The organism is Thalassovita litoralis (assembly GCF_900182725.1).
GTDB lineage: Bacteria > Pseudomonadota > Alphaproteobacteria > Rhodobacterales > Rhodobacteraceae > Thalassobius > Thalassobius litoralis.
In genome coordinates this window covers 1-24,828 of the sequence record NZ_FXTO01000044.1, presented here as the reverse complement: position 1 = coordinate 24,828, position 24,828 = coordinate 1, and the positions used below count along the sequence as shown (strand labels likewise).

Here is a 24,828-nt window from a genome sequence, read left to right as displayed (position 1 = left end):
ATTAACGGTACAATATGAAAATTAAGGGTACATCGTGCCGCTGAAAACAAACGATAATTTTAAAGGCAATTCTGATTAATGAGGGTACAGTGACAGGAGCGCGCTATCTCGCGGCACAGCTCAACACCTTTGATGGCAACATCATCAACGCGCTTGCGGCCTATAACGCCGGCCCGGGTCGCGTGATCGAATACGGTGGTGTGCCGCCCTTCAAGGAAACCCGGCACTACGTCACGGTCATCCCGGAGCGCTACAACCTCTACCTGGCGCGGATCGGCGGGATCGAAGCGCTTGGTACGATCGACCCTGCCCTCCTGGCCAATGCCAATCTCTCGCTCACCGGCCATGGCGCCGCCTTCTATGGCAACAACGCGCCCGCCGCGATCCAGCAAGCCGCGCTGCGCATCCAGGACATCGTCACCCGCGTCGGCAGCACGTCGGATGTTCAGGAGAGCATGGCGCTCAACACCTATGCCCGCTCAGAGCTGGTCCGTCTGATAGCTGCGCGCATTCGACTGAAGGCAGCGCGCACACAGCCCCTCACCGCGGCCCAGCTCGCCCAAGCCGCCGCCCACATGGCCGAGGGCAATTACATGGAATTCACATTGGAGGATTTGGATTGATGTTTTGGTCACGTCGTTTCCCGCAGTTTCTGCGCAGTGCGTCACTTGTCAGCACCATCGCGATTGGCAGCTGTTTCTTCACCAGCACTCCGGGCCAGGCCCAGGGTGTGCCGGTCGTCGACACCCAGAACATCACCCAGAATATCCAGCAGCTTCGGCAGATGATCGAAGATGAAATCCTGCAGAACGAGCAGCTCACGCAACTTCGCGAACAGCTGGCCACACTCAGGGATCAACTCGCGGAGCTGCAACGCACCTATGAGGCGCTGACACGCCTCGCCGAGCTACCCGAGATTATCCGAACTCAGATGGAAGAGGAGCTGAACGGTCTCCTTGATCGGGAGTTCGGGGACATCATCGCAACCATCGAAGCAATCAAGACCGGCGACTTCTCCAGGCTCACAGGCTCCGGGGCCAGCAAGATCGAAACCCAGATGGACCGGGTGCTGGCCGATCTCGGCTTCGATGATGATACGCTCCGCGAGATGGCCACCAGCGGCAATGCAAGCGCCAACCGTATCGCGACGCAGGCGACCACCGGCGCCCTGGTCTCGGCCGCGGCCCAGAACAGCTACGACGATGCCGGGCAATCACTCGAGCGCGTTGATCGGCTCGTGGGCCTCATCGACGACATGGATGAGCTCAAGGAAAGCGTCGATCTCAACACCCGCGTCACGGCAGAGCTGGCCATCGCGCTTGTGGCCATGTGGCAGCTTGAAGCGGTGCAGACGGTGGGCGATGGCACCGGCGGTGTGATCGACGCCGCCACCATCGCCGAGGAGCAGCGCTTCATGGAGTTCACCCTCCCCACCCTACGTGCGGACTAATTCGAAACGTCAAAAGGATGACGAGTTTGGACGAAGAAACGGCCATCATCGAAGAAGAACTGGTCTACGGCGCCCTGCGCCGGGAACGGCTCTGGCAACGCCTCGGACTCCTGGGGCTGATCTTCGGCATCCTTGGCTGCCTCGGTGCTGCCGCGGTTGCGATCCTCGATGTGGATCCGCCACCCGTCGTCGTGCCCTACGATCCCAACACCGGCTTTGCTCTGCCCGAGGCCTCAGTTGGCGCCACCACCGTCACGGAAAACCAGGCCATCATCGAGGCGGAGGTCTTCCGCTATGTGACCGATCGTGAGGTCTATAACCAGCTCGACAATGATGTGCGCATCAGAAGCGTGCTGCGACGCTCGGACGGAGCCGCGCAGGCCTCTTTGCGCCAAATCTGGAACTCGGCGAACGCGCAATACCCGCCGACCGTCTATGGACCGAACGCAAGGCTTGAGGTCGAGATCCTCAGCATCAATCGGATCGGCAACAACCGGGCGAGCGTTCGGTTGCGCAAACGCCTGACCTCCATCAATGGCGTTCAGGCTGGGCTGTTCACGGCGACGATGCTCTTCGAGTTCCGCCCCGAGACCCGCCGCACCATCGATGAGGTCTGGACCAACCCCTTTGGATTTACCGTCATCGAGTATTCGATCCGCTCGGACAGATTGGAGAACTGAATTTGCGCCCCTTGAGTTTCATTCTAGTACTGGCGGTTCTTGTCCCCACTCTTGCCTTAGCCGAAGCTATTCCGCGCGGCGGCCCAAAGGACCGGCGCGTGCGGATCGCAACCTACCAGGAGGGACAGGTCTACCGGCTCAGCGTTTCGTTGACCCATGTCACCACCATCGAGTTTGGCGAGGGTGAAAGCATCCGGTCGATCATCGCTGGCGATACGGAAGGCTTCGAGATCGACGGCGTGCCGGGCGGGCGGGCCTTCGCCATCAAGCCGCTGGCCCGCGGTGTGCACACCAACGTCACGGTCTACACCAATCGCCGCAGCTACTATTTCAACGTGAATGAGGCCTCGAGCCCGACCTTCTACGTGGTCCAGTTCCGCTACCCTCAGGACAACCGCCGGGCGGCGGGTGCGATCGCACGTGCGGCGCCGAACTACAATTACGGCGCCAGTGCGCGTTCCGAGTTCACCCCGACGCGGATCTGGGATGACGGGACCTTCACCTATTTTGCCTTCCCGCGAAACGCACCGGTGCCCGGCATCTTCCGCTATGCGAACGGCCGTGAGCGCACGGTGAACACCGCCGTCGTGGAAGATGGCGCCATCCGAGTCTCCGGCGTGAGCCGCCAATGGGTGCTGCGGCTCGGCGAGGAAGTGGTTTGCATCGAAGCGACGACACCCTCGGGAGCGGGCTCATGAGCGACAATAACGCCGATCTTGAACAGCGCCTCGCCGCCTTGGAACAGGGCAACCCACGTCATGGGCCCGTTCAGAGGCGTCGATCGCCACTGCTCGCACTCCTCATTGTTGGATTGATCCTCGCCGGTGGTGCGCTGCTCTACCTCGTGTCAACGCCCGAGGAAGAGATCGCCCTGCCAACGGCGACGCCAGACGAGTTCCAATCCGAAGGGGATGGCTTTGGCGAGATCGAACCCTTTGTCCCACCCCCTGCCCCCGAACCGGAAATTGTCGTGGTTACGCCCGACCCGGTCGAACCCAATGCCGAGCTGCTTGCCCAGATCAAAGCCCTCCAGACCCAGATCGAGGAACTGAAGACCGCGCCGGAACCCGTGGTCGAGGAAGACACGGCTGCCGCAGATGCCATCGATGCGCTGACCGCGCAGATCGCGGCCTTGCAGGCGGCGTCAGAGGGAGCACAGGAACAATTCCGAGAGGAGCTTGCCGCCCGCGACCGGGCGATGCAGCAGTTGCGTACGGACCTGGAACTGGCTCGACTCGAGGCCAGCAAACCAACCCCTGCCCCGCTGGGCCCCTCTGAGGATGAGCTTCGTGCCCGGGAGGCGGAGCGTTTAGCCCGCGAAGAAGAAGCTCGGCGCATGGCGGAACTGCAGCGCCGCGCGGATGAGGAACGTGCCTTCCAGGAACGTCGGATTGCTTCGCCGGTTATTGCATTTGGAGGAACTGGCGGTGCCAATACCGGCGAGACGGCACTTTCCGAGCGCAGCTTTGGCGAAGTGACGGATTTCGTGCAGAATGGTGCACTGCCCAGCACCGTGACCCAGGCCGAGGTGATCGCCAACCCCTCGAACACCGTCATCCAGGGCACGATGATCCAGGCCGTGATGGAAACCGCCCTCGACAGCTCCCTGCCCGGCCAAACCCGTGCCATCATCTCCGAAGATGTCTTCAGCTTTGATGGCACGCGGCTGCTGATCCCGCGCGGCTCGCGTCTCATCGGCCGTTACCGGTCCGGCATCGAGATATCGCAGCGCCGCGTCACCATCGCCTGGGACCGAATTATCCTGCCTGACAATCAATCCATCCAGATCAGTGCTTTCGGGGGCGATGAATTGGGCCGGTCCGGCGTGACCGGATTTGTCGACACACGCTTTGCCCAACGCTTCGGCTCGGCCGCGCTCATCTCGATCATCTCCGCAGCCCCAAGCGCTGCCGCAGCCCAGGTCGAAAATGAAACCACAGCCGAAGTGCTCGAGGACGTTGGCGATGATCTGGCTGATGCCACCGATTCCGTGATCGGCGAATACCTCTCCATCGGCCCGGTCATCCATATCGATCAGGGTGCGCGCGTCACCGTCATGGTAGATCGTGATCTGGAGATCTTCTGACCCATGACGCTCTCCTATCTCCAGGCCTCGCTCGACAAGCTGCGGGATGCCGCCCGCGATGATGTGATCGAGATTTGCATCAATCCCGACGGCACCTGCTGGGGAGAATTCCAAGGCGACCATTTCATGCGAGTGTTGGACCAACGCCTTTCCGCCACAGAAGTCAAAGACCTCGGCAACCAGATCGCGTCCTCTGCCAGCACGACCATGAGCAAGGACAAACCCATCGTCTCGGTCTCGATCACCTATCGCGACCGGCCCATCCGCGCCCAGGTGGTGACGCCACCCGCCGTGCTTTCGGGCATGTCAATCTCGCTGCGCTTCTTCTCGAGCCTGCCGCTGGATCGGATTGAACTGAAGTTCCTCTACGGCGAGGAGCGCAAGCTCGAAGAGTTGCGACAGGAGAAGAACCGCGCTCTACGGGAAGTGGTGACCGCGGAAGACATCAACGATGCGCTGAAATTCTGCGTCGACAACAAGCTCAACATGATCGTCTCCGGTGGCACCTCAACCGGCAAGACCGTCGCCGCGCGCAAGATCCTGTCCCATGTTGGCGACGAGGAGCGGATCGTTACCATCGAGGAGGCCGCCGAACTTCTGCCCTCCCAACCAAATGCGGTCACCCTGATCGCCAATCGCGATGCGGAGTTCCAGACCGCCGATGTGCTTCTGACGGCAACCCTTCGCATGCGGCCCGACCGGATCATCCTCGGCGAGGTGCGCGGCAAGGAGGCCATGACCTTCCTCGAGGCCATCAACACCGGTCACGGCGGCTCGATGACCACGCTTCATGCCGAGACGCCGCAACTCGCCGTGCAGCGCCTGGCCATTGCCGCGCTCAAGACCGAGATCCCAATGACCTACCAGGACATGGTCCAATACATCGAAAGCTCGATCGACGTGATCATTCAGGCTGGTCGCGAAGATGGCGCACGCGGCATCACCGAATTCTATCTCCCCGGGACCAACACAAGCGGAGGCACCATCAATGAAGCAGTTTGAATACGACATCCTGTTCTTCGAAGTGAGGAAACAGAAGGACTTTGGCGAGATGCGCCGCATCCTGAACGAACGAGGTGCGGAAGGCTGGGAGGTCATCACGGCTGAGGCGGGTGACTACGGCTACACGACCTTCGTGAAACGCGAGATCACCGAGACGTCGAAATGAGGAAGGTCATCACCGTTGCATGTTTGCTGGGGCTTTGTTACGCGACACCCGGAACGGCCGAGCGCAACCTGATCCCTACGCTCGACAACCAACCCGATGTTTGCTCGGAACAGCCCCTCGAGCCGGAGTGGATGCAAAACATCGAAATGCGGGAGTCCTACAAGCGTCTCCTGGTTCAGCAAATCTACCGGGCAGAAAGCATGCAACGCATTGTTGATGCGCAGAGCTGCGAATGCGCCACACGCTATCCGCCCTGGGAGGCGGTCGAAGGCGTCTTCTTCGAGCGCTACGCGGCTTCAGAGTATTGGGATGTCGTCGAGGCAACATCGGAATACCGCAAGCGGGCAAACGAACTTCGGCGTGAGGCAATGCCGATTTGTGAAGCCGAAGGCAACTGGTAACCGTTCATGAGCGTCGTCACCTACTTCGTAGAAACAGCTGAAGGCTATCTTGACACGGCCGCAGAGACACAATTCGGCGCAGTGGCCGCGACAGTTGGCACATTGCTGGTTGTCGGAACGACGCTTGTGGTCATCCTGGTCTGCATCAATATGATCTATCAGTACCGCGCCATGGATGGGCGCACTGCCTTCTGGTTGGCCGTGAAACTCGCCTTGATAGGTGTGTTTGCTACGAATTGGGTTCAGTTCAATGGGCTCGCTTCAGCCATTCTGAGCGGTATCGACAGTATCGCGGGATCGCTGGTCGCCTCCGTCGGTGGCGGCGCTCCGGGGCCTTCAGGAACCTTCGCCGAAGAATTCGATGACCTCATCGCGGCACTTGGCGACTATCTCAATGCCGCAGGGTCCGAACTGAATTGGATGGCGGGAGCACTCTTGGACACGCTCGGGGTCCTGCTACTTTCAATCCTCGGCGGCTTGGCTGCATTTATCGTCGTCGCGTCACGGTTGATGGTCGCGCTCCTGATTGGGATCGCGCCCGTCATGATCTTCCTTACCCTCTTCGAGGTGACCAAGGACTATTTCGCACGCTGGCTATCGGCACTCATCTCCTTCGCAATGTACCCGATCATCGTGGCGGGTGTCTTCGCAACGATCACCGGGGTTTCAAGGGCCCTACTCGCAGAACTCGGCGATCCCGAGGGCGCTTCAAACATAGGGGCGCTCATCCCGTTCTTCATGATGGTGCTCATGGCCAAAGGCTTCATCATCGCGACACCTTTTATCGTCCGATCCGTCTCCGGCAACATCATGATGCCGGCGCTTTCAGCCGGATTTGGCGGGAGCTACGCCTTCGCCCGTGGGCTTGCCGGGAGCCAGCAGGTCTACAACCGATATGCCATTGGCGGCGCGACGGGTGCAGAGTATGCGGCGCTAAGGGCAAGACAATTCTTGGGAGTTCAATCGCTGCCGGCGCGTCCGAACTCTGCTGGAGGTCCGACTCCACCCCCTTCCAACACCTCCTCCGACACTGGTACCCAGATGCTGGCGCAACTCGCAAGGCTCGGACGGCTGGGGCGTCGATAGTCAATGTCTGGGCTCAGTCGGCGCGCCGACATTCGCTGCTCCGCACGTGAATTTGCACGATGCGAACTTTACCGCCGTTGCCCATCCGGGAGTTCGCTGACGCAGCATTCCCTTGCAGGTGCGGCACATCCATCGCCGCGTTGTAGCCAATTTCGCCAAAGCGGTTACTACAAGCCAATCTACGGTGCGAATTTCAAACCGCCCTTTCGCCATAACCGGGACCGATCATCGTAAAGTGGGACGGAGCCGCCATTTGTCTATAGGTTTGTGCCTGCGCAAAAACAGACCTCCCGCAACAAGCACTTTACGGCGGCACAGTGTGTTTGCCCGAAACGGACGCCAAACCCTGTTGTGAAATGCTTTTTACAAGCTGATTTTTGTTACAAACCGTGGTGACTGGAAAGACGCAGGACGTTCCCGATTTCCTAGCGCAAACCACGAACAGCAGCTATCTTCTCATCCGAGATCTGGCTAACTTCGTGACGAATTCAGCTCTATTAGCCGAACGTGACGATCCCTATTCGAAACTCGGCAGTTGGAGGGTTGTATTTCGCCGGTACGACGGCGTCCTTTTCGAGAAATGCATGGAACACTCCTTCAGCTCAACGATCCCGGTATCAATATCGGTAAAGCTGTTTCCCGAAAGATGAAGGCAAAATTTATTATTTCCTGGGCTCAATGCCCGAGAACACGATTTTCAACAATTGATCTGCAATCTCAGCTTCGCTCTTGTCGCCCTCAGGCGAATACCAGAATGCCATCTGATTGAAGGTCGAGAACAAAACATAGGCGACATATTTGGCTTCGCAGGGCGCGATCGAGCCTTCCTTCACACCAGCGTCGATCAATCCTTCTACCGCTTCCTGTCCCTTTTCCATGATCTTGCGCATCTTGGCCTTGTTCTCGGGGCCCAGATGCTTGTTGCCTTCGCGGATCAGGGCATAGCCGTAATCGCCGGTGCAAATCGTGGCGTAATTCTGGAAATAGGCACGCACCCTTTCAATCCCCGAAAGGGCGAGGTCGTTGACCCGCTCGAATATGTCCATGATCAGTTCAAGCGAGATTTCGACACACTGCAGCAGGATATCTTCCTTGTTCTTCACGTAATAATACAGCGCGGGTTTCGAGACATCGAGCAGGTCGGCCAGATCATTGATAGAGGTTTCGGAATAGCCCTTGGTGGTAAACTCATGTGCCGCAGTGTCGAGCAAAACCCGGCGTTTCAGCTTCTGCTGACGCTTGGAATCCTTGGTCTTGCGGCCCCAGCTGATCTCGTTCACGGCGTCCTCGCTTCGTGCTTGTTGGCGCAGGCATATATATGAATTACGCGGGATCGAAAAGCCGCCCCCGGGAATGGTGGTTTCCCGGGGGCGAGGTTTGTCAGGCGGCTGCGTCCTGCTTGATCATGTCGGCGGCTTTTTCACCGATCATGATACAGGTGGCGTTGGTGTTGCCGTTGATGATCTCGGGCATGATCGAGGCGTCCGCCACCCGCACATTGGCCAGCCCCCGAACCTTGAGCCGGGCATCGACCACGGCCATGTCATCGCGGCCCATCTTGCAGGTGCCGACCGGGTGGTAGGCGTGGTTGACCTCGGCGCGCAGGAAGTCGTCAATCTCGGCATCGGTGTCGAGGTAACGCTTGGGGTATAGCGGCTTGGCGATCTTATCCTTGAGCGGCGGGCCGTGAAGGATTTCCTGGGTCACCTTGAAGGCGTTGCGCATGTCCTTGAGGTCATCGACATGATCCAGAAGGTTCAGGTCGATATTGGGTTCGGACCCCGGATTGGCGTCCTTCAGCGTCAAACGCCCCCGGCTGCGCGGATGGCCGATATTGACGATCATGGTAAAGCCCCACTTGATCATCGACATGTAGTCATGGGCGTGGTTGCGATAGGGCAGCGGCACCATGTGAAGCTGGAAATCCGGGTTGTTCTTGCCCGGCTCAGACCGCAGGAAGCCACCCGCCGCCGTGGGCGGATTGGCGAGCCAGCCCTTGCGCTTGGTGAAATACTGGTAAAACGCGGCAAGGTTCTTGAGCGTGCCCAGCGGGCCCAGCGAAATACCGGTGCGTTTCTTCGACTTGAACACGAACATCACATCCGGATGATCATGCAGGTTTTCACCCACGCCGGGCAATTCGTGCTGCACCGTGATGCCGTGCTTTTCCAGCTCGTCGCGCGGCCCGATGCCCGAGAGCATCAGGATTTGCGGCGAGCCGAAGGCCCCGCCGCTGACGATGACCTCCTTGCCCACCTCGACCCGCTTGGTCTGGCCGTCCTGGTCGTATTCGACCGCCACCGCGCGGCCGTCTTCCATGACGATGCGGCGCACCGTGGCCTTGACCTGAATATCCAGGTTCTTGCGATCCATGATCGGATCGAGATAGCAGAACTTGACCGAGGCGCGTTCGCCGTTCTTGGTGGTGAACTGGTAGATGCCCAGCCCTTCGCGGTTGGCGCCGTTGAAATCGGCGGTCTTGGGGTAGTCCAGCTTTTCCCCCGAGGCGAGGAAGGCCGAATAGAAATCAAAGGACTCGTCGCCGTTGCTCACATGTAGCGGTCCGCTATCGCCGTGATAATCATCCGCGCCGCGTTCATTGTTCTCGGCCTTGCGGAAATAGGGCAGCACCTCGTCGTAGCTCCAACCTTCGTTGCCCAGTTCGGACCAGCGGTCATAGTCGCCGGACTCGCCCCGGATATAGACCATGCCGTTCATGCCCGACGAGCCGCCCAGCATCTTGCCGCGCGGGTGATAGAGCGAGCGATTGTTCAGCTTCTTCTGCGGCGCGGTGCGGAAGCGCCAGTTCAACTTGTTGATCTTGTAGTCCTGGATCAGCCCGGCGAACATGCCGGGGATCGAGACGAATTTGGAGTTCCCCGGACCGCCCGCTTCCAAAAGCGTGACGGTGGTGTTGGGGTCTTCGGATAGACGGGCGGCGACAACCCCTCCCGAGGATCCTCCGCCGATGACGACATAATCTGCCATTGTTACTCTCCCTGTTATCTATGTGTCTGTGTCAGACGATTTTCTTCATCACCGCCAAGAGCGTGTCAGTCAGCTTGCCGTAAGGCGGGTTGAGCAGGTCGGCCGAATTCAGCCGCGCCTGCCGGAAGACCGGCTTGTGGGCGCTGAAACTGTCAAACCCGGCCTTGCCGGTGTGGGTGCCCATGCCGCTGGCCCCGATGCCGCCAAAGGGCAGCTTTTCCTGGAACACGTGGAACAGGGTTTCGTTGACGCACATCCCCCCGGCCCAGGTGTTTTGCAGCATGTATTTTTCCTTGGCGCGGTCATGGCCGAACCAATAGAGCGCCAGCGGGCGGTCATGGCTGTTGATGTAATTCGTGACCTCGTCCAGCCTGTCATAGGTCTTGATCGACAGGACCGGGCCAAACACCTCTTCCTGCATGACCGTCATGTCCTCGGTCGGGTTGATCACCATGTTGAGCGGCAGGACACGGTTGTTGGTGCTGCCTTCGCCGCCATCCGGGTTGACCGTGACCACCTTTGCCCCCTTGTCACGCGCGTCTGTCACCAGATTGCGCAGGCGGTCGTAATGGCGGTCCGAGACAATGGTGGTGTAGTCCTCGTTGCCTTCGAGCTTGGGGAAGAACTTGGTAAAGCCCTTCTTCATGTCCTCGACAAACCCGTCGAGCTTCTCGGTCGGGACAAAGATGTAATCCACCCCGATACAGGTCTGGCCACAGTTCAGCACCTTGCCACGCAGGATCGAGTTGACCGCCTTGGACGGATCATAGCTGTGGTCGATGATCGCCGGGCATTTGCCGCCCAGTTCCAGCGTGATCGGCGTCAGGTTCGGCGCCGCCGCCTGGGCAATCTTGCGGCCCACGGCGGTGGAGCCGGTAAAGATCAAATGATCGAACGGCAGTTCGGCGAAGGCGTTGCCCAGGTCCGGCCCGCCGGTGACGATGGCCAACAGGTCCTCGTCGAAATTGTCCGACACGAGGTTGCCCAGAAGCTCGGTCGTGTGCACCGTCACCTCGCTGGGCTTGATCATCATCCGGTTGCCCGCGGCCAGCGCGTGCACGGCAGGCAAAAGCGCGATGGCATAAGGATAGTTCCACGGGGCGATATTGCCGATCACGCCCAGGGGTTGTGGCATGATCTTGCTTGTGGCGGGCAGCGAATGCAGGGTGGTGCCCACCCGGCGCGTGCGCATCCAGCGGCGCAGGTGCCGGCGGGCGTGTTTGGCCCCCGAGATGACGAGCATGAGATCGGCCAGTGTGGTTTCGCGCACCGAACGGTTGCCGAAATCCTTGTCGATGGCCTCGCAGATGTCGTGCTTATGTTTTTCCGTCAGGGTCAGCAGCTTTTCGATATTGCCGCGCCGTTCCTGATAGGACGGGTAAGGGTTGGCGTTCGACGCCGCCTTCTGGCGGGCAAAAAGCGCCTTGAGATCGTCGATGGACGTATCCGGGACGATGGGTGTCGCATGCGAATTCATTGTGTTTCCTTTCTGTCCGAAAGGCCGACCGGCAGGGGCATCTGGGCAAGCCTGGAGAACCGGCTAGCGGGTTGGGCCGTGGGTCGCGCGCGCGTTGTCGCTGCAAATCGAACTGTTACAGGCTTGATGCCGGGGGCCTCACACCGATTGGCAGAGGCCCCCGAAAGGGAGTGGGATCAGTAGTCGAGCCCGCGCGCCACAACTTCCCAGGCGCTGTTGTTGACCTTGGCCATGATAAAGGTATCCGAGCCCTGGTGGTCATCGGCCGAGAAGCTGACCGGTTGACCGCCGATCGGGTCTACATAGCCTTCTATCGCCTCGGTGGCCGCAAGGAAGTTTTCGGTGGTCAGGTCTTTGCCTGCCTCTTGCAGCGCCTTAATTGTCAGATCGGCAAAGATGTAGCCAAGCTGCGCCTGCGGTTCCATTGCCTTGCCGTGAGTGGCTTCATAGGCTTTGAGAATCCGCTTGGCTTCACCTTCGGCATTAGCGGCGGACTCATAGACGAAGGGCGCGACAAGGTACAGGTTCTGCATAGCGCCACCGGCAGCCCCAGCCACGGCATCCATGTAGGGCACCATTCCGGTCACGAAGATGGGCTCGAAGCCCAGTTTCTTGGCGGTGGCCACGGTGATGATCGTGTCCCGCACCGAGGTGGACAGGAAGACGATGTCACAGCCTGCGTTCTTCAGTGTGGTCACCGACGAGGTCAGGTCGGTCTCGGTGGCGGAATGTTCCGTTTTGGCGACGATCTTCATCCCATATTCGGCCAGTTGATCCTCGACCCCGTGGGTCATCTCCTCGCCCGCTTCATTGGCGATTTGCGCAACGCAAGGCGTGGAATAACCGCCATTTTCGTAGAAATAGGCGGCCGCAGCCCTGAACTGCTCATAATAGCTGCGGAAAAAGCTATAGACCATTGGGTTCACCGGATCGGTCATGACCTTTGAGGCGGTCAATGGGTACATGTTTGGCACCCCGGCGTTGAACTGAGTTGGCATCACGGCAAGGTTTTGCGGAGTGCCAAGGGCACCGATGATTGCAAAAACCTTGTCCCGGCGGATCAGCTTGTTTGCTGCCTGCACCGCGCGCGGCACTTGGTATTGCATGTCCTCGATGACAATCTCGATCTTGCGGCCATGCACACCGCCCGCTGCGTTGGCTTCATCGATACGCATGCGCATACCATTGGCACTGGGCACGCCCCAAACGGCCAGTGGCCCGGAAAGGTCGGTATACGATCCCAGTTTGATACTGTCGGCGCTCACCCCTTGGGTTTCCGCCAGTGCCGGTGTGCCCAGAAGGGCAGCGGCACTCAATGCTGCGATAAGTTGTTTCATGTTCTCCTCCGTTGGTTGATTCAGTACATGCTCGCGATCAGATCGCCGTACTTCTCCTCCACGACCTTTCTCTTGAGCTTCATGGTTGGTGTCAGTTCCTCGTCATCTGCTGTCAGAAGGATGTCTATCAGGCGAAATTTCTTAACCTGTTCGACGGACGCAAAGCCTTTGTTGACGGATGCGATTTCCTTATCGATCAGTTCTTCGATAGCCGGGTTGCGGCATAGCGATTTGTAATCGCTAAAGGGGATGCGCTGTTCCTGGGCGTATTTCTCGACATTTTCCTGGTCGATCATGATCAGCGCTGTCAGGAACTTGCGCTTGTCTCCTATGACAACAGCGTCGGAGATATACGGCGAGAATTTTAGCTCGTTTTCCATCAATGACGGCGTGATGTTCTTACCGCCCGCTGTGATGATGATGTCCTTTTTCCGGTCAAGAATGAACAGATCGCCATTCTGATCCAGCTTGCCGATGTCACCGGTATAGACCCAGCCATCAAGAACGGTTTCATCGGTTTTTTCAGGCGCGTTGTGATAGCCCGAGAAGTTGCTGCGCGCGCGGACAAGTATTTCACCATCCTCAGCGATTTTTAACTCCACGCCGCGGAAGGCTCGCCCAACCGATCCGATGGGGGATTGTCCTGGCACCGTAGCGGTGATGATCCCGGTCTCGGTCTGGCCGTAAGCTTCTTGCACGCTGACCCCAAGCGTCTGGAACCAATTCAATAGGTTGGGTGAGATCGGCGCCGCGCCGGACAGGATGGTGTGGGTCCGGTTGATACCCAGTTCAATGCGGATATTGCGCAGCACGGCATAGTCTGTGAGTTTTGCCGCCATTCGCGTGAGGAAAGAGCCACCGCCAGCCTGCACCTTTTCATTCAAGCGCAGTGCCAAGTTATAGGCCTTTCGACCCAAAGGCGTGCCTTCCTGCATGATGAAATTGATGCGGGAATAAAACTTCTCCCATACGCGTGGCACGGCGAAGATGGCCGTGGGAGCAACCTCTTGAATATCCTTTGCAAAAGTCTCGCCGCTTTCGGCAAAGTTAATGACCGAACCATAGCGGATCGGGATCGCCACCGAGATAATCCGCTCCGCCGCATGGCATAACGGTAGAAAGGTCAGGAACTCGTCCCCCGGACCAAAGGGCAGGTCCGGCGAATTGTCGGCCTGTGACAAGATATATCGGTTCGACACCTGTGCCCCCTTGGGGTTGCCGGTGGTGCCCGAGGTATAGATCAGGATCGCGAGATCTTCGGGCAGACCCGCGTCGATGCGCTTGTCCCATTCGACCTCCAACCTGGCACGGTCCTCATCGCCCAGCGCCAGAAATGCCTCCCATGACATGACCTTGGGGTGCGAAAAACGGCGTAACCCTTCCATGTCGTAGACCACCACATGTTTCAGGTAGGGCAGCTTTGTTTCTTGTTCGAGGAACTTATCAAGCTGCTCCTCATCCTCGACAAACAGAACCTTGGCCTGGCTATCGTTGAGTTGAAACGCCATCTGGCGTGACTGCAATGTCGGGTAAAGTCCGTGACAGACGCACCGAATACCCTGAGTTCCCAGGTCGGTGAACACCCATTCCTTGTTGTCTTCACTGATGATCGCGGCGACATCGCCGGTTTTCATCCCCAGGGACAAGAGCGCCACTCCAACCTGCCGGGCGCGGTCGTAATAATCTGCCCAGCTATAGGCTCGCCAGATACCAAGCTCTTTTTCGCGCATGGCAATGGTATTGCCTCGCGCGAGGCAATTCTGGCGAAACAGCTTGGCGAAGGTGTCGCAGCCGTCGATTAAAACGGTGGGCGGGTTCCAGTTCACAGTTTCTAGCGCCATGTCTTTTTCCCTTTCCAGCGACGTTCTTCGCGCACGCCTTCGTCCTTCACGCCGAGGTAGAACTCTTGGATGTTTTCGCTGGCCAATAGGCGATCGCGGTCGCCTTCCATGACGATGCGCCCGGTCTCCATCACGTAGCCGAAGTCGCAGGTTTCCAGCGCCACGGCGGCGTTCTGTTCTACCAAAAGCATAGTCACGCCTTCCTCGCGATTGATGTGTTTGATGATGTCGAAAATCTCGCCGATCAGACGCGGGGAGAGGCCGAGGGAAGGTTCGTCCAGCAGCATAAGGCGTGGCTTCTGCATGAAGGCGCGGCCAAGCGCCAGCATCTGCTGCTGGCCGCCGGACAGATAGGCCGCCTGTTTGTCGATAAAGCTGCGCAGGTCCGGGAACCAACCCAGCACCTTTTCGAAATCCTGTTGCACCGCTCCCCTATCCCGGCGGCAATATGCCCCCAGCATCAGGTTGTCGCGCACAGACAAGAGCGAGAACACCTCGCGCCCCTCGGGTACATGGGCCACGCCCATTCGGGCGACCACGTCAGGGTCTTGCGAGGAAATCTCGTTCCCATCGAGCTTGATCGATCCTTTGAAGGGGTCCAAGGCGCCCGAGATGGTTTTCAGGATCGTGGTCTTGCCCGCGCCGTTTGAGCCCATGATCGACACGATTTTGCCCTCAAGCACGGACAGGCTTACCCCGCGGATCGCCATGACCCTGCCATAGAATGTTTCAACGTTTTCCAGTTTTAATAGATCAGTCATGGCCGGTCCCCAGATAGGCGTGTTGAACATCCTGATTGTCCTGAACCTCGGCGGCCGTGCCTTCCGCCAGAAACCGCCCCTCGGCGATAGCAAGCACCTTATCGGACACTTTGTTCACCAACTTCATGTCGTGCTCGATCATCACCACGGTAATGCCGAGGTCTGCTTTGATATCCTCGATCCAGAAGGCGATGTCGGCGGTTTCCTCGGTGGTCAGACCACTGGACGGTTCATCCAGCAACAACAGCTCGGGTCCGGCGACCAAAGCGCGAGCAATCTCGATCTTTTTGCGGATTCCATACGGCAGATCAGACACGCGAGCGTGGCGATGTGCCTGAAGATCAAGGAACTCAATCACTTCCTCGGCCTTGCGGCGATGCGCCAGTTCCTGCTCCAACTGCCCACCGGCAAAAAAGAGCTCGCGCAGAGGTTTGAAACCATCCCGGCTGTGGCGACCAATCAGCAGGTTTTCGAGCATTGTTGCATGTTCGAACAGCTCGATATTTTGGAAGGTCCGAGCAATGCCGCGGCGCACGATCTGGTGCGGCTTGGCCGAGAGCAGGCTTTCACCACCCAGCCGAACATCGCCCGCTACCGGGTCGTAGATCCGGCAGATCAAGTTGAACACCGTGCTCTTGCCCGCACCATTCGGACCAATGATGGTATAGACCGTATCCGGCTCGACCGAAAAGGACAGGTTGTCCACCGCCTTCAAACCGCCAAAGGTTAGGGTAAGGTTTTCAACTTCCAGCCAGCTCATCTCAGACGCTCCGTTTTGAGGAAGGTTTTCTGACGCTGGAAGCTGCGTCGCTTGTACATCGGGAAGATGTTGAAATAGTGGTGGATCTTGAGCCAACGACCATAAAGCCCGTCTGGTTCGAACAGCATGAACACCACCAGGATTAGGCCAAAGGCAAGGCTATCAAGCCCGCTGGACGCAGCTACGCCCGCGGGCAGCAGCACCTTTATCCAGCTCAGAACCGTTGGGAGCAGCATGATGAAGAACGCGCCAAAGACGGCTCCATGAATGGTGCCAAGGCCACCCACGACGATCATCAGCAAGAGCCGGATCGATTCCCCCATTCCGAAACTCTCCGGGCTGAGAAAGAAAAAGGCATGGGCCAAAAGCGTGCCCGCCAGACCGGCCAGTGCGGCAGAAAGGAAGAAGGCATAGGCCTTGAAGAAGGCAATATCGACACCAAGACCCCGAGCCGAAACTTCGCTATCGCGGATCGCAATCATCGCCCGACCGCTACGCGAGCGGGTGAGGTTTCGCACCAACAAGAGCACACCTACGAACACTCCGAGATTGACGAAATACTTCTGCCAGCTCTCGAACAGCTCGACGCCAAAGATGGTGATTTCTGGAACGGGCATACCGCCGTGACCACCGGTGAAATCCCCTCCTGACCCGATCAGGCGCTCGATGATGAGCGCAAAGGCCAGGGTCGCAATGGCAAGATAAAGTCCATGCATCTTGGAGCAGATCCGACCCAGCGCTAGCCCTGCAATGCCGGAGATCAGCGCGGCCAAGGGCACTGACAAGAGCCATGGCACACCGTAACGTGTCATCATGATTGTATGGGCATAGGCCCCGATAGCGACAAAGGCCGCGTGGCCGAAACTGACTTGTCCCGAGAAGCCGGTAAGGATCATCAGGCCCAGACCAGCAATGGCGTAAATGTAAACGAAACTGAGTTCGTCCAGATAGTAGCCATCGACCAAGAGCGGCATCAGCAGCGCCACCGCAAGGAAACCCAGGTACCAAGCAGCCTGTGCACCGTCGCGAAAAAGTCGGATGTCCTGTTCATAGGATTTTCGGAAGGTAATACGCATCGGATCAGACCTTTTTTTGGTGCATCTGGGAAAGCAACCCTTGCGGACGAACCAGCAGCACTGCGAACATGATCACATAGGCCCCAACGCCCTTGAGCGTCGGGAAGGCGGTGTCGAAGAATGGCTCGGCAAAACCAATAAGCAAGCAGCCAAGCACTGCGCCTGGGATCGACCCGAACCCACCGACGATGGCCCCTGCAAAGGCCTTGAATCCGATGAATCCTATCTGCGTGGACACCAGCGCAATCGGACCGAGAAGAAGCCCGGCCAGCGCGCCGAACATTGCGGCTAGAGCCCATATTGAAGAGGTCAGCCGCTTGACCGGCATACCCATATAAAAGGCAGCCAGTTGGTTGAGCGACAATGCCTGCATCGCAATGCCGACCCGCGAGAAGCGGAAAAAGAGGAAGAGAGCCAGTGACAAGAGCGCTGCAGCCAGGATGGCAATCACGTGATCCCAGCCGATGATCACACCCGTAAGGTCAATTGTACCGGGCATCATCGAGGGCAGTGAGAAACTGTCGAACCCCCAAAACATCCCCGCCAGCGCGCGCAGCACGATGCCGGTGGCCAGCGTCAGGATAAAGACGACAAAGACCGGCTGTCCGGTCATCCGTCGGATCACCAGCGCGTCATAAGTATATCCGATGCCCCCTAGCACGGCGATGGCCAGAAGAAAGCCAAGCCAGAATGGCATTCCCCAGAGCACGATAAACTGGAACCCGAAAAAGGCCCCGAGCATCATGAACTCGCTTTGGGCAAAGTTGATTTGTTCTGTGGCCTTGTAGATCAGCACAAGGCCGATCGCGATAAGGCTGTAAAGACTGCCCTGCGCCAAGCCAATAATGGCAAGCTGCATGACATCCGCGAAGTTGAGGCCGGTCATGAGGCAACACTCCAATAGGACAATATTTCGGTAACGGTCATCTCTCGCGCGCCGGCGGCAGTCGGGGGCGCAGCTGGGGTTCTGGAAAACCTCGGAGCAGGAGCGGGCTGGATAACGCCGTCAACATCGACGAATGTGCAGCGCGCCTTGTTTTGTGGGTGATCAGGTGCTTCAGACATCGAGAGAACCGGGGCAAAACAGGCATCGGTTCCTTCCAATATGGCGCACCATTCATCGCGGGTCTTGCTGGCGAAGACTTCAGTCAAGCGTTCCTTTTTCAAAGTCTGCGTTGTAGAGGTATACTGATCTTTGAACACCGGATCATTTGTGAGGCCCATGCGCTCAAGGAATTCGGCATAGAATTGCGGTTCGAGGCAGCCCAGCGCGACATACTGTCGGTCCAAGGTTTCATAGCAGCCGTACCAGGCCATACCTCCATTCAGGAAGTTCGAGCCCCGTTCATTGTCGTTCCAGAAACCGGCGGACAAGAACCCATACTGCATCGCCATCATCAGCGCCGATCCGTCGGTCATCGCGGTGTCGACGACCTGTCCTTGCCCGGTCGCACGTGCATGTGTCAGGGCGGCCAAGACTCCAACGCTCAGCATCATTGCCCCACCGGCCAAATCGCCGACGACGTTCAGCGGTACCGTTGGGGGTGCGTCTGCATCGCCCACCGACCAGATAGCCCCCGACAGGGCGGCATAATTCAAATCATGTCCTGCTGCCTGCGCCAGCGGGCCGGTCTGTCCCCAGCCAGTCATCCGACCGTAGACCAGTGCGGGACTGCGCCCGAGCACCTCGTCCGGGCCAAATCCTAGCTTTTCCATAACGCCGGGACGAAAGCCCTCGATCAGAATTTCGGCCCGCTCCAACAATTGCCAAAGGGCCGCCTGCCCATCATCTGTCTGCAAATCCAGCACCACCGATCGGCGCGAGCGGTCGTAGATGTTAAACTTTTCCTTGATCGGGAACGGATACTTCTGCCCTGGGCGTGCAACTCGCACCACCTCGGCTCCGAGATCGGCAAGATGCATGGCAGAAAATGGAGCGGGTCCAAGCCCGGCCATCTCGACCACACGCACACCTTTTAGTGGACCACTGCGAAGTTGCATACGCCTACCTCACCGCGCTTTCAGGCGGGTAGCCGCGTCCACGCGCAGGGTCTCGCCGTTGATATAGGCATTTTCGATCAGGAAGGCGCAGGCATGAGCGAATTCCTCCATTCGCCCGACCCGTTTGGGCGCTTCGCAACTCTCTATCAGGCTGTCGATTACCTTTTGGTCAAAGGACATGACCATAGGCGTGCCGAACAGTCCCGGCGCGATGGCATTGACGCGTACGCCGTAACGGCCAAGCTCGCGCGCGGCAGGCAAGTTCAGCCCGATGACACCGTTCTTGGAACTTGCATAGGCCGCCTGCCCGATCTGCCCCTCATAGGCAGCTCCGGAAGCAACGTTGATCAAAACGCCGCGTTCCTCTCCGTTCTCGAGATCGTTCTTGGCCATCTGCGCGGCGCATTTCGACAGCATATTGAAGGTGCCGACAAGATTGATATCAATGGTCCGGCGGTAAGCATCAAGCGAGGTGGCATTGCCATCGCGTTCGATGATCTTGCTTGGCGCAGCGACGCCCGCACAGTTGATGCAGACGTGCACCGTGCCGAATTTCGCAACCACTTGTGCGATTACTGCCGCCGCCTCTTCGTCGCTGGTCACGTCCAGCTTGGCAAACATGGCCCGCTCACCCAGTTCCGCAACGAGCGCAATGCCCTCCTCGGCATTCAAGTCGCAGGCCACGACATTGGCCCCGCGCCCATGCATGTAACGCATAGTCTCGGCTCCGAGGCCCGAGGCGCCGCCAGTGATTATGATAGTCTTTCCCTCAATCTGCACGATGTGATCCTTTAGAATGCCGAGATGCCGGTCAGCGACCGCGCAATAATGAGTTTCTGGATTTCCGTGGTCCCATCCGGGATCGGCCCGATCAGCGATTCTCGAGCCAGGCGTTCGATGATGAAGTCCTTGGTCACGCCGTTGCCGCCATGGATTTGCAAGGCATCACGCGCGGCGGTTATAGCGATTTCGGTGCCATACCACTTGGCCATGGCGCATTCGGCGTCACAGCGCTCGCCCGCGTCGATCATCGCCCCTGCCCGCAGGGTCAACAGGCGGGCAGCGTCTATCTTGGTGGCATTGGTGGCGATCTTGTCGGCAATCAGCTGGTGCCCAGCGATCAGCTTGCCGTGCTGGCTGCGTTCCCGAGAATACTTAATGGCCTCATCATTGGCGCGGCGGCCCACGGCATAGCCCCAAACAGCCATGTGACAACGGGCACGCTCAAAGACCACAAGCGTCTGGCGCAAGGCCTGACCGGCGTCACCAATGATGTTACCGACCGGCACCCGCACATCGTTGAGGAAGACCTGCGCCGTGGATTGACCATTGAGCGCGATTTTCTTGATATCGCGAGTCTCGAACCCATGCTCCTCGCGGTCAATCAGGATATGACTGAGCCCTTCCTCAGTGCGGCAGGTGCAAATGAAGATGTCGGCAAAGCGCCCGCTGGAAATCCAAGTCTTCTCTCCCGAGATCACGTAATAATCGCCATCGCGAACCGCCTTGGTTTTCACTGCGGCCACGTCCGAGCCCACGTCCGGTTCCGAAATGCCGACACTGGCAAATTTCTTGCCTGACAGCAGGTCCGGCACATAGCGTTCGCACAATTCCGGCGGCGCAAGGCGGATCAACAGATCGGCAGCCACAACGTTGATCAACAGCGGCACGGCCAGATCAAGCGAGGAATAGACCACCTCTTCGAACAGCATCAGGTGCGTCACCCAATCCATGCCGTAACCGCCATGTTCTTCTGGATGTGGTGCGGTCAGCACCCCGAACTCGGAAAGCTGCCCGGCCCATTCCCGGAATTTCTCATCCGGGATAACCTGATCGTCGTACTTACGAATTTCCGGCTCAAGCTTCTCGTCAAGAAACCGGCGCAACCCGTCCACGGCCGCCTGTTGTTCTTCTGTTTTGCGGTACATAATCTTGCCCTCCCTTAGCGTGCCAGCACGGTGATTGCCGCCACGGCCTCTTCCAACCCGACAAGCCCGCCGCCATTCTCGGCCACGGCCACTTGGGCGCCTTCGACCTGTCGCGCGCCGCATTCGCCGCGCAACTGGCTGACCAACTCGTAAATTTGCCCTAACCCTGTCGCCCCGATCGGATGGCCCTTGCTTTCAAGTCCGCCCGAAGGGTTAACGGGCACGCGGCCCCCAATGCAGGTTTCGCCTCGCTCCGAGGCCGGGCCGCCTTCGCCCAACTCCACCAGGCCAAGGTTCTCAATCTGGATAATTTCGCCCATGGCGGTAGCATCATGCACCTCAGCCACCGACACATCCGAAGGCGAAATACCTGCAATCTCATAGGCATCGCGGGCCGCGCGGGCGGTGATATGATTAGTAAAATCTTCAGCCATCCGGTCGCTCCCGGTACGGATGATCGAAGCTTTCACCTCGATCGCTCGATGGCGAGAGAGACCAAGACGTTTAAGCCCCTCTTCGCTCACCAGAACAGCAGCTGCGCCACCATCCGAGATTGGAGCGCACATGGGCAGAGTCAGAGGATAGGTGATCGGCGGAGCGGCCAGCACCTGTTCAACTGTATAAGGGTCGCGGTATTGCGCTTTTTCGTTATGAACCGAATGGCCGTGGTTCTTAGCCGCCACAGCGGCAATCTGCGTCTGCGTCGTACCAAAATGCTTCATATGCAACCGGCAGAATGCCGCATAGACATCCATGAAGACGCTGTAAGGTTTAGGCGATGTACTGCCTTCAGGCACCTCAACGCCTTCACCCAGCGCTAGAAGCTGCGCCTTGGTTGCCTCGACTGCGGAAATGTCCCACGCCCCATCAAAGACGCTGAACATCCGCTCACGGTCAGTCGAAAACATCTTCTCGGCCCCAACGGCCAAGACAATGTCGCTGTCACCGGCGCGCAGGGCCTGGTTGGCCAATGAAAACGCCGTCGCTGCACTGGCACATGCATTCTCGACGTTGACCACCGGGATGCCTCCGATGCCCATGGCGCGCAGGGCAACCTGACCGGGAACCATCAACTGACCTTCCATGTGGTTCTGGGTGGCGTTCGAAAAATAAGCACCCTGCAGGTCAGACTTTTGAACACCTGCATCGTTCAGCGCGGCATCAACCGCCTCTTGTGTCAGGGATTTCACAGTGCTGTCGGCCTGCTTGCCCATCCGGGTCATGCCCACGCCGATGACATATGTCTTGGTCATAAATTTCTTTCCCTTATTGACCGGTGAAGACCGGTTTACGTTTTTCAGCGAAGGCCTCGAGGCCCTCCTTGATATCGTCCGACCGAAAATGATTGCGCAGCGTTTCCAATTCGAGCTGCAGCGCACCAGATTGCGACATTTCCATCGACTGATTGGCGACCGACTTCATCCGCCGCAGTACCAGCGGACTTTTGGCAGCGAGCTTCTCTGCAAACTCCTGCACGCGATCGTCCAGCGTATCGTCAGCGACAACTTCCTGCACAAGACCCATCTCCATCAGGCGGCGGGCCGGCAGCGCATCGCCAGAAAAGAGCAGATACTTGGCGTTGTTCAGCCCGATGCGCTCGGGCAGAACCGCAGCGCCACCAGCACCAGGAAAAACTCCGAAATTCGAATGCGCGTCGCCGATCCTGGCACTTTCACCGGCAATCAGCACATCGCAGCACATCGCCAGCTCCAACCCGCCAGCCATCGTGATCCCGTTCAGCCCACCAACCACGGGCACCGGCAGATTACGCAGGCGCTTGAACAATTGCGCAATCGCATCAAGAAAATCGCGTTTTCCGCGCACCCCGAGGGTATCGAGTACTTCTTTCAGATCCGCACCGGCACAAAATGCCGAACCCGTTCCAGTAATGACCAGGGATCGCACCCCGTCATTACCCTCGACCCAGCTTAGCGCATCAGCGAGCTCATCAATCACATCGAACGACAACGCATTCATCTGCTCAGCATGCGACAGCCGGATCGTGGCAACACCATTGATCTCATTCACTGCGATTGTTTCGTACGCCACGTCTGTCCTCCCCGTCTTGATTATTTATTAATTACCAGTCGGTAATATAAATCAATAGAAAAATTTCCCTCAAAAAACCAATGAGTTACGATGATTCCACCACAAGACGATGGTGTTTTACGGACTCCAATGATCTTCGGAGTCCTGACGATTTCCGATTCGAAAGACCGATTTTTTAGTGATGGTGCCGCGGGCGAACCGCGAACTATTGGCGCATAGCCTTGGCACTGGTCATATCCCCGACCCGCTGAATCCGTCCTGAACCAACTTTGCATGTTGGCACACGTGCGACACATTTCACGTGGCCTGCGTTTTCAGCGATGAAGACATCACTGACTTCGGCGGAACTGCACTCTTCAGAGCCCCATTGTCGCCATTGCAGAAGCCTGCAACACCGACTTTGACCGTTGCAGAAGGAAGCCATGCCGACGTTGAAGACGATCTAGAGAAGATCGACGAAAGCAGTCGCTGACACTCGGTCTCCACACAGTTCAGACAGGCCAATCTGGTCGCTACGTGGCGCTCGAAACACTTGGCCTCAACGAAGCAGCCAAAGCGAAATTCCCGGAATGAACGTAACCATCATCAACACCGTCACGATCAGGGCCATGAACGGCAAGACCGAAAGGCAGATTTCCGAGAACTTCTCGCGGAAGGCCGTTGTCGCAACGAAGAGGTTCAACCCGATGGGCGGGGTCAGGAACCCGATTTCCAGGTTGATGACCATCATCACCCCGAAATGGATCGGGTCGATGCCATAGCTCATCGCCGGAACCAGAAGCAGGGGCGCCAGGATCAGGATGGCCGAGATCACGTCGATGAAACACCCGATCACAAGCAACAGAAGGTTCACCGCAATCAGGAAGGCGATTTTGCTTTCGGTGATCGAAGTGATCCACATAGCCAGCTCGTGTGGCACGCGTTCGATGGTCAGCACCGACTTCAGGCTGAGCGCCACTGCTATGATCGGAAAGAGCATGCCCAGCATCACGGCCGTATCCAGCGTGGTCTTGCGAAAATCCGCGAAGCTGAGTTCGCGGTGAATGAAGGCTTCGACCAGGAGCCCATAAGCCAGCGCCACAGCCGCCGCCTCGGTCGGAGAGAAGTATCCGCTATAGATCCCCCCCAGAAGGATCACCGGCAAAAGCATCGACCAGATGCCCTCTTTCAAGGCAATCACAAAGGCCGGCAGATCAAAGGATTTCGACGGCAGATGCCGATTGACCCAGAACGAGTACCCAGCCAGCACCGCCGTCAGCAGGATACCCGGTCCGATGCCCGCAATGAACAGGTCGGCAACGCTTTTTTCCGTGACAAGCCCATAGACAATCAGCGGGATTGAAGGCGGGATCACGATCCCAAGGGTTCCCCCCGAGGTGATCGCTCCAAGGGAGAACCGTTTCGAATAACCCGCCTCGCGCAGGGCCGGATAGAGGATTGCGCCAACAGCCAGCAGAGTGACGGGCGACGACCCGCTGATTGCGGCGAACAGAGCGCAGGAAAGCACCGTCGCCACCCCCATGCCCCCGGGCAACGGGTCGGTGGCCAGCATCGTGACCCGGATCAGACGTTTTGCGATTGACCCGCGTGTCATGATGTTCCCGGCAATCAGGAACATCGGGATCGCCAGCAAGAGATCGTTGTTGTCACTGTACCCTAATTAATCAGATTCTGCGGATTGGAAGCGTTTTCGGCAGATTCTGTACCCTTAATTGCAATATATCCACAGGGCGCTGCGT

At 58.3% G+C, this 24,828-nt stretch carries 23 protein-coding genes and 1 pseudogene; 9 read left to right on the top strand and 15 right to left on the bottom strand.

The annotated features are described in order from the left end of the window. Positions 1 to 95: 95 nt before the first annotated feature. The 9 genes and pseudogenes from FN828_RS18930 to FN828_RS18890 all read left to right on the top strand — a co-directional run. Positions 96 to 623 (top strand): annotated as a pseudogene (locus FN828_RS18930) (lytic transglycosylase domain-containing protein); the annotation flags it as partial. After that, positions 623 to 1,450, top strand: a complete 828-nt coding sequence (locus tag FN828_RS18925; protein WP_071974212.1) for a type IV secretion system protein — start codon at positions 623 to 625, stop codon at positions 1,448 to 1,450. The pseudogene FN828_RS18930 and the gene FN828_RS18925, both read left to right, overlap by 1 nt. A 17-nt stretch (positions 1,451 to 1,467) precedes the next feature. Beyond that, positions 1,468 to 2,130 carry a virB8 family protein gene (locus tag FN828_RS18920; RefSeq protein WP_071974211.1) on the top strand — a complete coding sequence of 221 codons (663 nt, stop codon included), beginning with the start codon at positions 1,468 to 1,470 and terminating at the stop codon, positions 2,128 to 2,130. After that, positions 2,127 to 2,828: a TrbG/VirB9 family P-type conjugative transfer protein gene (locus tag FN828_RS18915; protein WP_071974210.1), complete on the top strand. Its 702-nt coding sequence runs from the start codon at positions 2,127 to 2,129 to the stop codon at positions 2,826 to 2,828. The genes FN828_RS18920 and FN828_RS18915 overlap by 4 nt, the downstream gene beginning before the upstream one ends. Continuing rightward, positions 2,825 to 4,216 (top strand): TrbI/VirB10 family protein, encoded by a 1,392-nt coding sequence (locus tag FN828_RS18910; protein ID WP_071974209.1) that lies wholly within the window; start codon positions 2,825 to 2,827, stop codon positions 4,214 to 4,216. Before FN828_RS18915 ends, FN828_RS18910 begins: the two co-directional genes overlap by 4 nt. 3 nt (positions 4,217 to 4,219) lie before the next feature. Continuing rightward, the gene (locus FN828_RS18905) at positions 4,220 to 5,218 is read left to right on the top strand and encodes an ATPase, T2SS/T4P/T4SS family (protein ID WP_071974208.1); all 999 of its coding nucleotides are present in this window, start codon (positions 4,220 to 4,222) and stop codon (positions 5,216 to 5,218) included. Then, a complete protein-coding gene (locus FN828_RS18900; protein ID WP_071974207.1) occupies positions 5,205 to 5,384 on the top strand; it encodes a hypothetical protein in 180 nt (59 codons plus the stop codon). The genes FN828_RS18905 and FN828_RS18900 overlap by 14 nt, the downstream gene beginning before the upstream one ends. Beyond that, on the top strand, positions 5,381 to 5,785 hold the full coding sequence (locus FN828_RS18895; RefSeq protein ID WP_071974206.1) for a hypothetical protein: 405 nt from the start codon (positions 5,381 to 5,383) through the stop codon (positions 5,783 to 5,785). The genes FN828_RS18900 and FN828_RS18895 overlap by 4 nt, the downstream gene beginning before the upstream one ends. Before the next feature lie 6 nt (positions 5,786 to 5,791). Continuing rightward, entirely contained in the window at positions 5,792 to 6,871 is a 1,080-nt protein-coding gene (locus tag FN828_RS18890) for a type IV secretion system protein (protein ID WP_071974205.1), read from the top strand. Between the two features lie 662 nt (positions 6,872 to 7,533). On the opposite strand, the gene FN828_RS18885 is transcribed toward FN828_RS18890, so the two are convergent. The 15 genes from FN828_RS18885 to FN828_RS18815 all read right to left on the bottom strand — a co-directional run bounded on the left by FN828_RS18885 (position 7,534) and on the right by FN828_RS18815 (position 24,722). Further along, positions 7,534 to 8,151: a TetR/AcrR family transcriptional regulator gene (locus FN828_RS18885; RefSeq protein ID WP_071974204.1), complete on the bottom strand. Its 618-nt coding sequence runs from the start codon at positions 8,149 to 8,151 to the stop codon at positions 7,534 to 7,536. Between the two features lie 100 nt (positions 8,152 to 8,251). Beyond that, entirely contained in the window at positions 8,252 to 9,859 is a 1,608-nt protein-coding gene (locus tag FN828_RS18880; protein WP_071974203.1) for a GMC family oxidoreductase, read from the bottom strand. 31 nt (positions 9,860 to 9,890) lie between these two features. Beyond that, positions 9,891 to 11,336, bottom strand: a complete 1,446-nt coding sequence (locus FN828_RS18875) for a coniferyl aldehyde dehydrogenase (protein WP_083545782.1) — start codon at positions 11,334 to 11,336, stop codon at positions 9,891 to 9,893. Between the two features lie 176 nt (positions 11,337 to 11,512). Continuing rightward, the gene (locus tag FN828_RS18870; RefSeq protein ID WP_071974202.1) at positions 11,513 to 12,673 is read right to left on the bottom strand and encodes an ABC transporter substrate-binding protein; all 1,161 of its coding nucleotides are present in this window, start codon (positions 12,671 to 12,673) and stop codon (positions 11,513 to 11,515) included. A 20-nt stretch (positions 12,674 to 12,693) separates the two neighbouring features. Continuing rightward, on the bottom strand, positions 12,694 to 14,514 hold the full coding sequence (locus FN828_RS18865; protein WP_071974201.1) for an AMP-dependent synthetase/ligase: 1,821 nt from the start codon (positions 14,512 to 14,514) through the stop codon (positions 12,694 to 12,696). Beyond that, complete coding sequence (locus FN828_RS18860) at positions 14,505 to 15,305, bottom strand: ABC transporter ATP-binding protein (RefSeq protein WP_379862613.1); 801 nt, start codon at positions 15,303 to 15,305, stop codon at positions 14,505 to 14,507. The genes FN828_RS18865 and FN828_RS18860 overlap by 10 nt, the downstream gene beginning before the upstream one ends. Then, entirely contained in the window at positions 15,268 to 16,035 is a 768-nt protein-coding gene (locus FN828_RS18855; protein ID WP_071974199.1) for an ABC transporter ATP-binding protein, read from the bottom strand. The genes FN828_RS18860 and FN828_RS18855 overlap by 38 nt, the downstream gene beginning before the upstream one ends. Further along, a complete protein-coding gene (locus FN828_RS18850; RefSeq protein ID WP_071974198.1) occupies positions 16,032 to 17,111 on the bottom strand; it encodes a branched-chain amino acid ABC transporter permease in 1,080 nt (359 codons plus the stop codon). Before FN828_RS18850 ends, FN828_RS18855 begins: the two co-directional genes overlap by 4 nt. Before the next feature lie 4 nt (positions 17,112 to 17,115). Then, on the bottom strand, positions 17,116 to 17,997 hold the full coding sequence (locus tag FN828_RS18845) for a branched-chain amino acid ABC transporter permease (RefSeq protein ID WP_071974197.1): 882 nt from the start codon (positions 17,995 to 17,997) through the stop codon (positions 17,116 to 17,118). Further along, on the bottom strand, positions 17,994 to 19,112 hold the full coding sequence (locus tag FN828_RS18840; protein ID WP_071974196.1) for a CaiB/BaiF CoA transferase family protein: 1,119 nt from the start codon (positions 19,110 to 19,112) through the stop codon (positions 17,994 to 17,996). The genes FN828_RS18845 and FN828_RS18840 overlap by 4 nt, the downstream gene beginning before the upstream one ends. A gap of 9 nt (positions 19,113 to 19,121) precedes the next feature. Then, positions 19,122 to 19,892: an SDR family NAD(P)-dependent oxidoreductase gene (locus tag FN828_RS18835; protein WP_071974195.1), complete on the bottom strand. Its 771-nt coding sequence runs from the start codon at positions 19,890 to 19,892 to the stop codon at positions 19,122 to 19,124. An 11-nt stretch (positions 19,893 to 19,903) separates the two neighbouring features. Further along, positions 19,904 to 21,040 (bottom strand): acyl-CoA dehydrogenase family protein, encoded by a 1,137-nt coding sequence (locus FN828_RS18830; protein ID WP_218394103.1) that lies wholly within the window; start codon positions 21,038 to 21,040, stop codon positions 19,904 to 19,906. Between the two features lie 14 nt (positions 21,041 to 21,054). Beyond that, positions 21,055 to 22,293: a thiolase family protein gene (locus FN828_RS18825; RefSeq protein ID WP_071974194.1), complete on the bottom strand. Its 1,239-nt coding sequence runs from the start codon at positions 22,291 to 22,293 to the stop codon at positions 21,055 to 21,057. A gap of 13 nt (positions 22,294 to 22,306) precedes the next feature. Beyond that, entirely contained in the window at positions 22,307 to 23,089 is a 783-nt protein-coding gene (locus tag FN828_RS18820; protein WP_071974193.1) for an enoyl-CoA hydratase/isomerase family protein, read from the bottom strand. A gap of 538 nt (positions 23,090 to 23,627) precedes the next feature. Beyond that, entirely contained in the window at positions 23,628 to 24,722 is a 1,095-nt protein-coding gene (locus tag FN828_RS18815; protein WP_268987218.1) for a TRAP transporter large permease, read from the bottom strand. Positions 24,723 to 24,828: the final 106 nt, after the last annotated feature.

Excerpts from the sequence above, each read along its gene's own strand:
- FN828_RS18925 (WP_071974212.1), top strand. The coding sequence starts at position 623 with ATGTTTTGGTCACGTCGTTTCCCGCAGTTTCTGCGCAGTGCGTCACTT.
- FN828_RS18920 (WP_071974211.1), top strand. The coding sequence starts at position 1,468 with ATGACGAGTTTGGACGAAGAAACGGCCATCATCGAAGAAGAACTGGTC.
- FN828_RS18910 (WP_071974209.1), top strand. The coding sequence starts at position 2,825 with ATGAGCGACAATAACGCCGATCTTGAACAGCGCCTCGCCGCCTTGGAA.
- FN828_RS18905 (WP_071974208.1), top strand. The coding sequence starts at position 4,220 with ATGACGCTCTCCTATCTCCAGGCCTCGCTCGACAAGCTGCGGGATGCC.
- FN828_RS18900 (WP_071974207.1), top strand. The coding sequence starts at position 5,205 with ATGAAGCAGTTTGAATACGACATCCTGTTCTTCGAAGTGAGGAAACAG.
- FN828_RS18895 (WP_071974206.1), top strand. The coding sequence starts at position 5,381 with ATGAGGAAGGTCATCACCGTTGCATGTTTGCTGGGGCTTTGTTACGCG.
- FN828_RS18890 (WP_071974205.1), top strand. The coding sequence starts at position 5,792 with ATGAGCGTCGTCACCTACTTCGTAGAAACAGCTGAAGGCTATCTTGAC.
- FN828_RS18880 (WP_071974203.1), bottom strand. The coding sequence starts at position 9,859 with ATGGCAGATTATGTCGTCATCGGCGGAGGATCCTCGGGAGGGGTTGTC.
- FN828_RS18875 (WP_083545782.1), bottom strand. The coding sequence starts at position 11,336 with ATGAATTCGCATGCGACACCCATCGTCCCGGATACGTCCATCGACGAT.
- FN828_RS18870 (WP_071974202.1), bottom strand. The coding sequence starts at position 12,673 with ATGAAACAACTTATCGCAGCATTGAGTGCCGCTGCCCTTCTGGGCACA.
- FN828_RS18865 (WP_071974201.1), bottom strand. The coding sequence starts at position 14,514 with ATGGCGCTAGAAACTGTGAACTGGAACCCGCCCACCGTTTTAATCGAC.
- FN828_RS18860 (WP_379862613.1), bottom strand. The coding sequence starts at position 15,305 with ATGTTCAACACGCCTATCTGGGGACCGGCCATGACTGATCTATTAAAA.
- FN828_RS18855 (WP_071974199.1), bottom strand. The coding sequence starts at position 16,035 with ATGAGCTGGCTGGAAGTTGAAAACCTTACCCTAACCTTTGGCGGTTTG.
- FN828_RS18850 (WP_071974198.1), bottom strand. The coding sequence starts at position 17,111 with ATGCGTATTACCTTCCGAAAATCCTATGAACAGGACATCCGACTTTTT.
- FN828_RS18845 (WP_071974197.1), bottom strand. The coding sequence starts at position 17,997 with ATGACCGGCCTCAACTTCGCGGATGTCATGCAGCTTGCCATTATTGGC.
- FN828_RS18840 (WP_071974196.1), bottom strand. The coding sequence starts at position 19,112 with ATGCAACTTCGCAGTGGTCCACTAAAAGGTGTGCGTGTGGTCGAGATG.
- FN828_RS18830 (WP_218394103.1), bottom strand. The coding sequence starts at position 21,040 with ATGTACCGCAAAACAGAAGAACAACAGGCGGCCGTGGACGGGTTGCGC.
- FN828_RS18825 (WP_071974194.1), bottom strand. The coding sequence starts at position 22,293 with ATGACCAAGACATATGTCATCGGCGTGGGCATGACCCGGATGGGCAAG.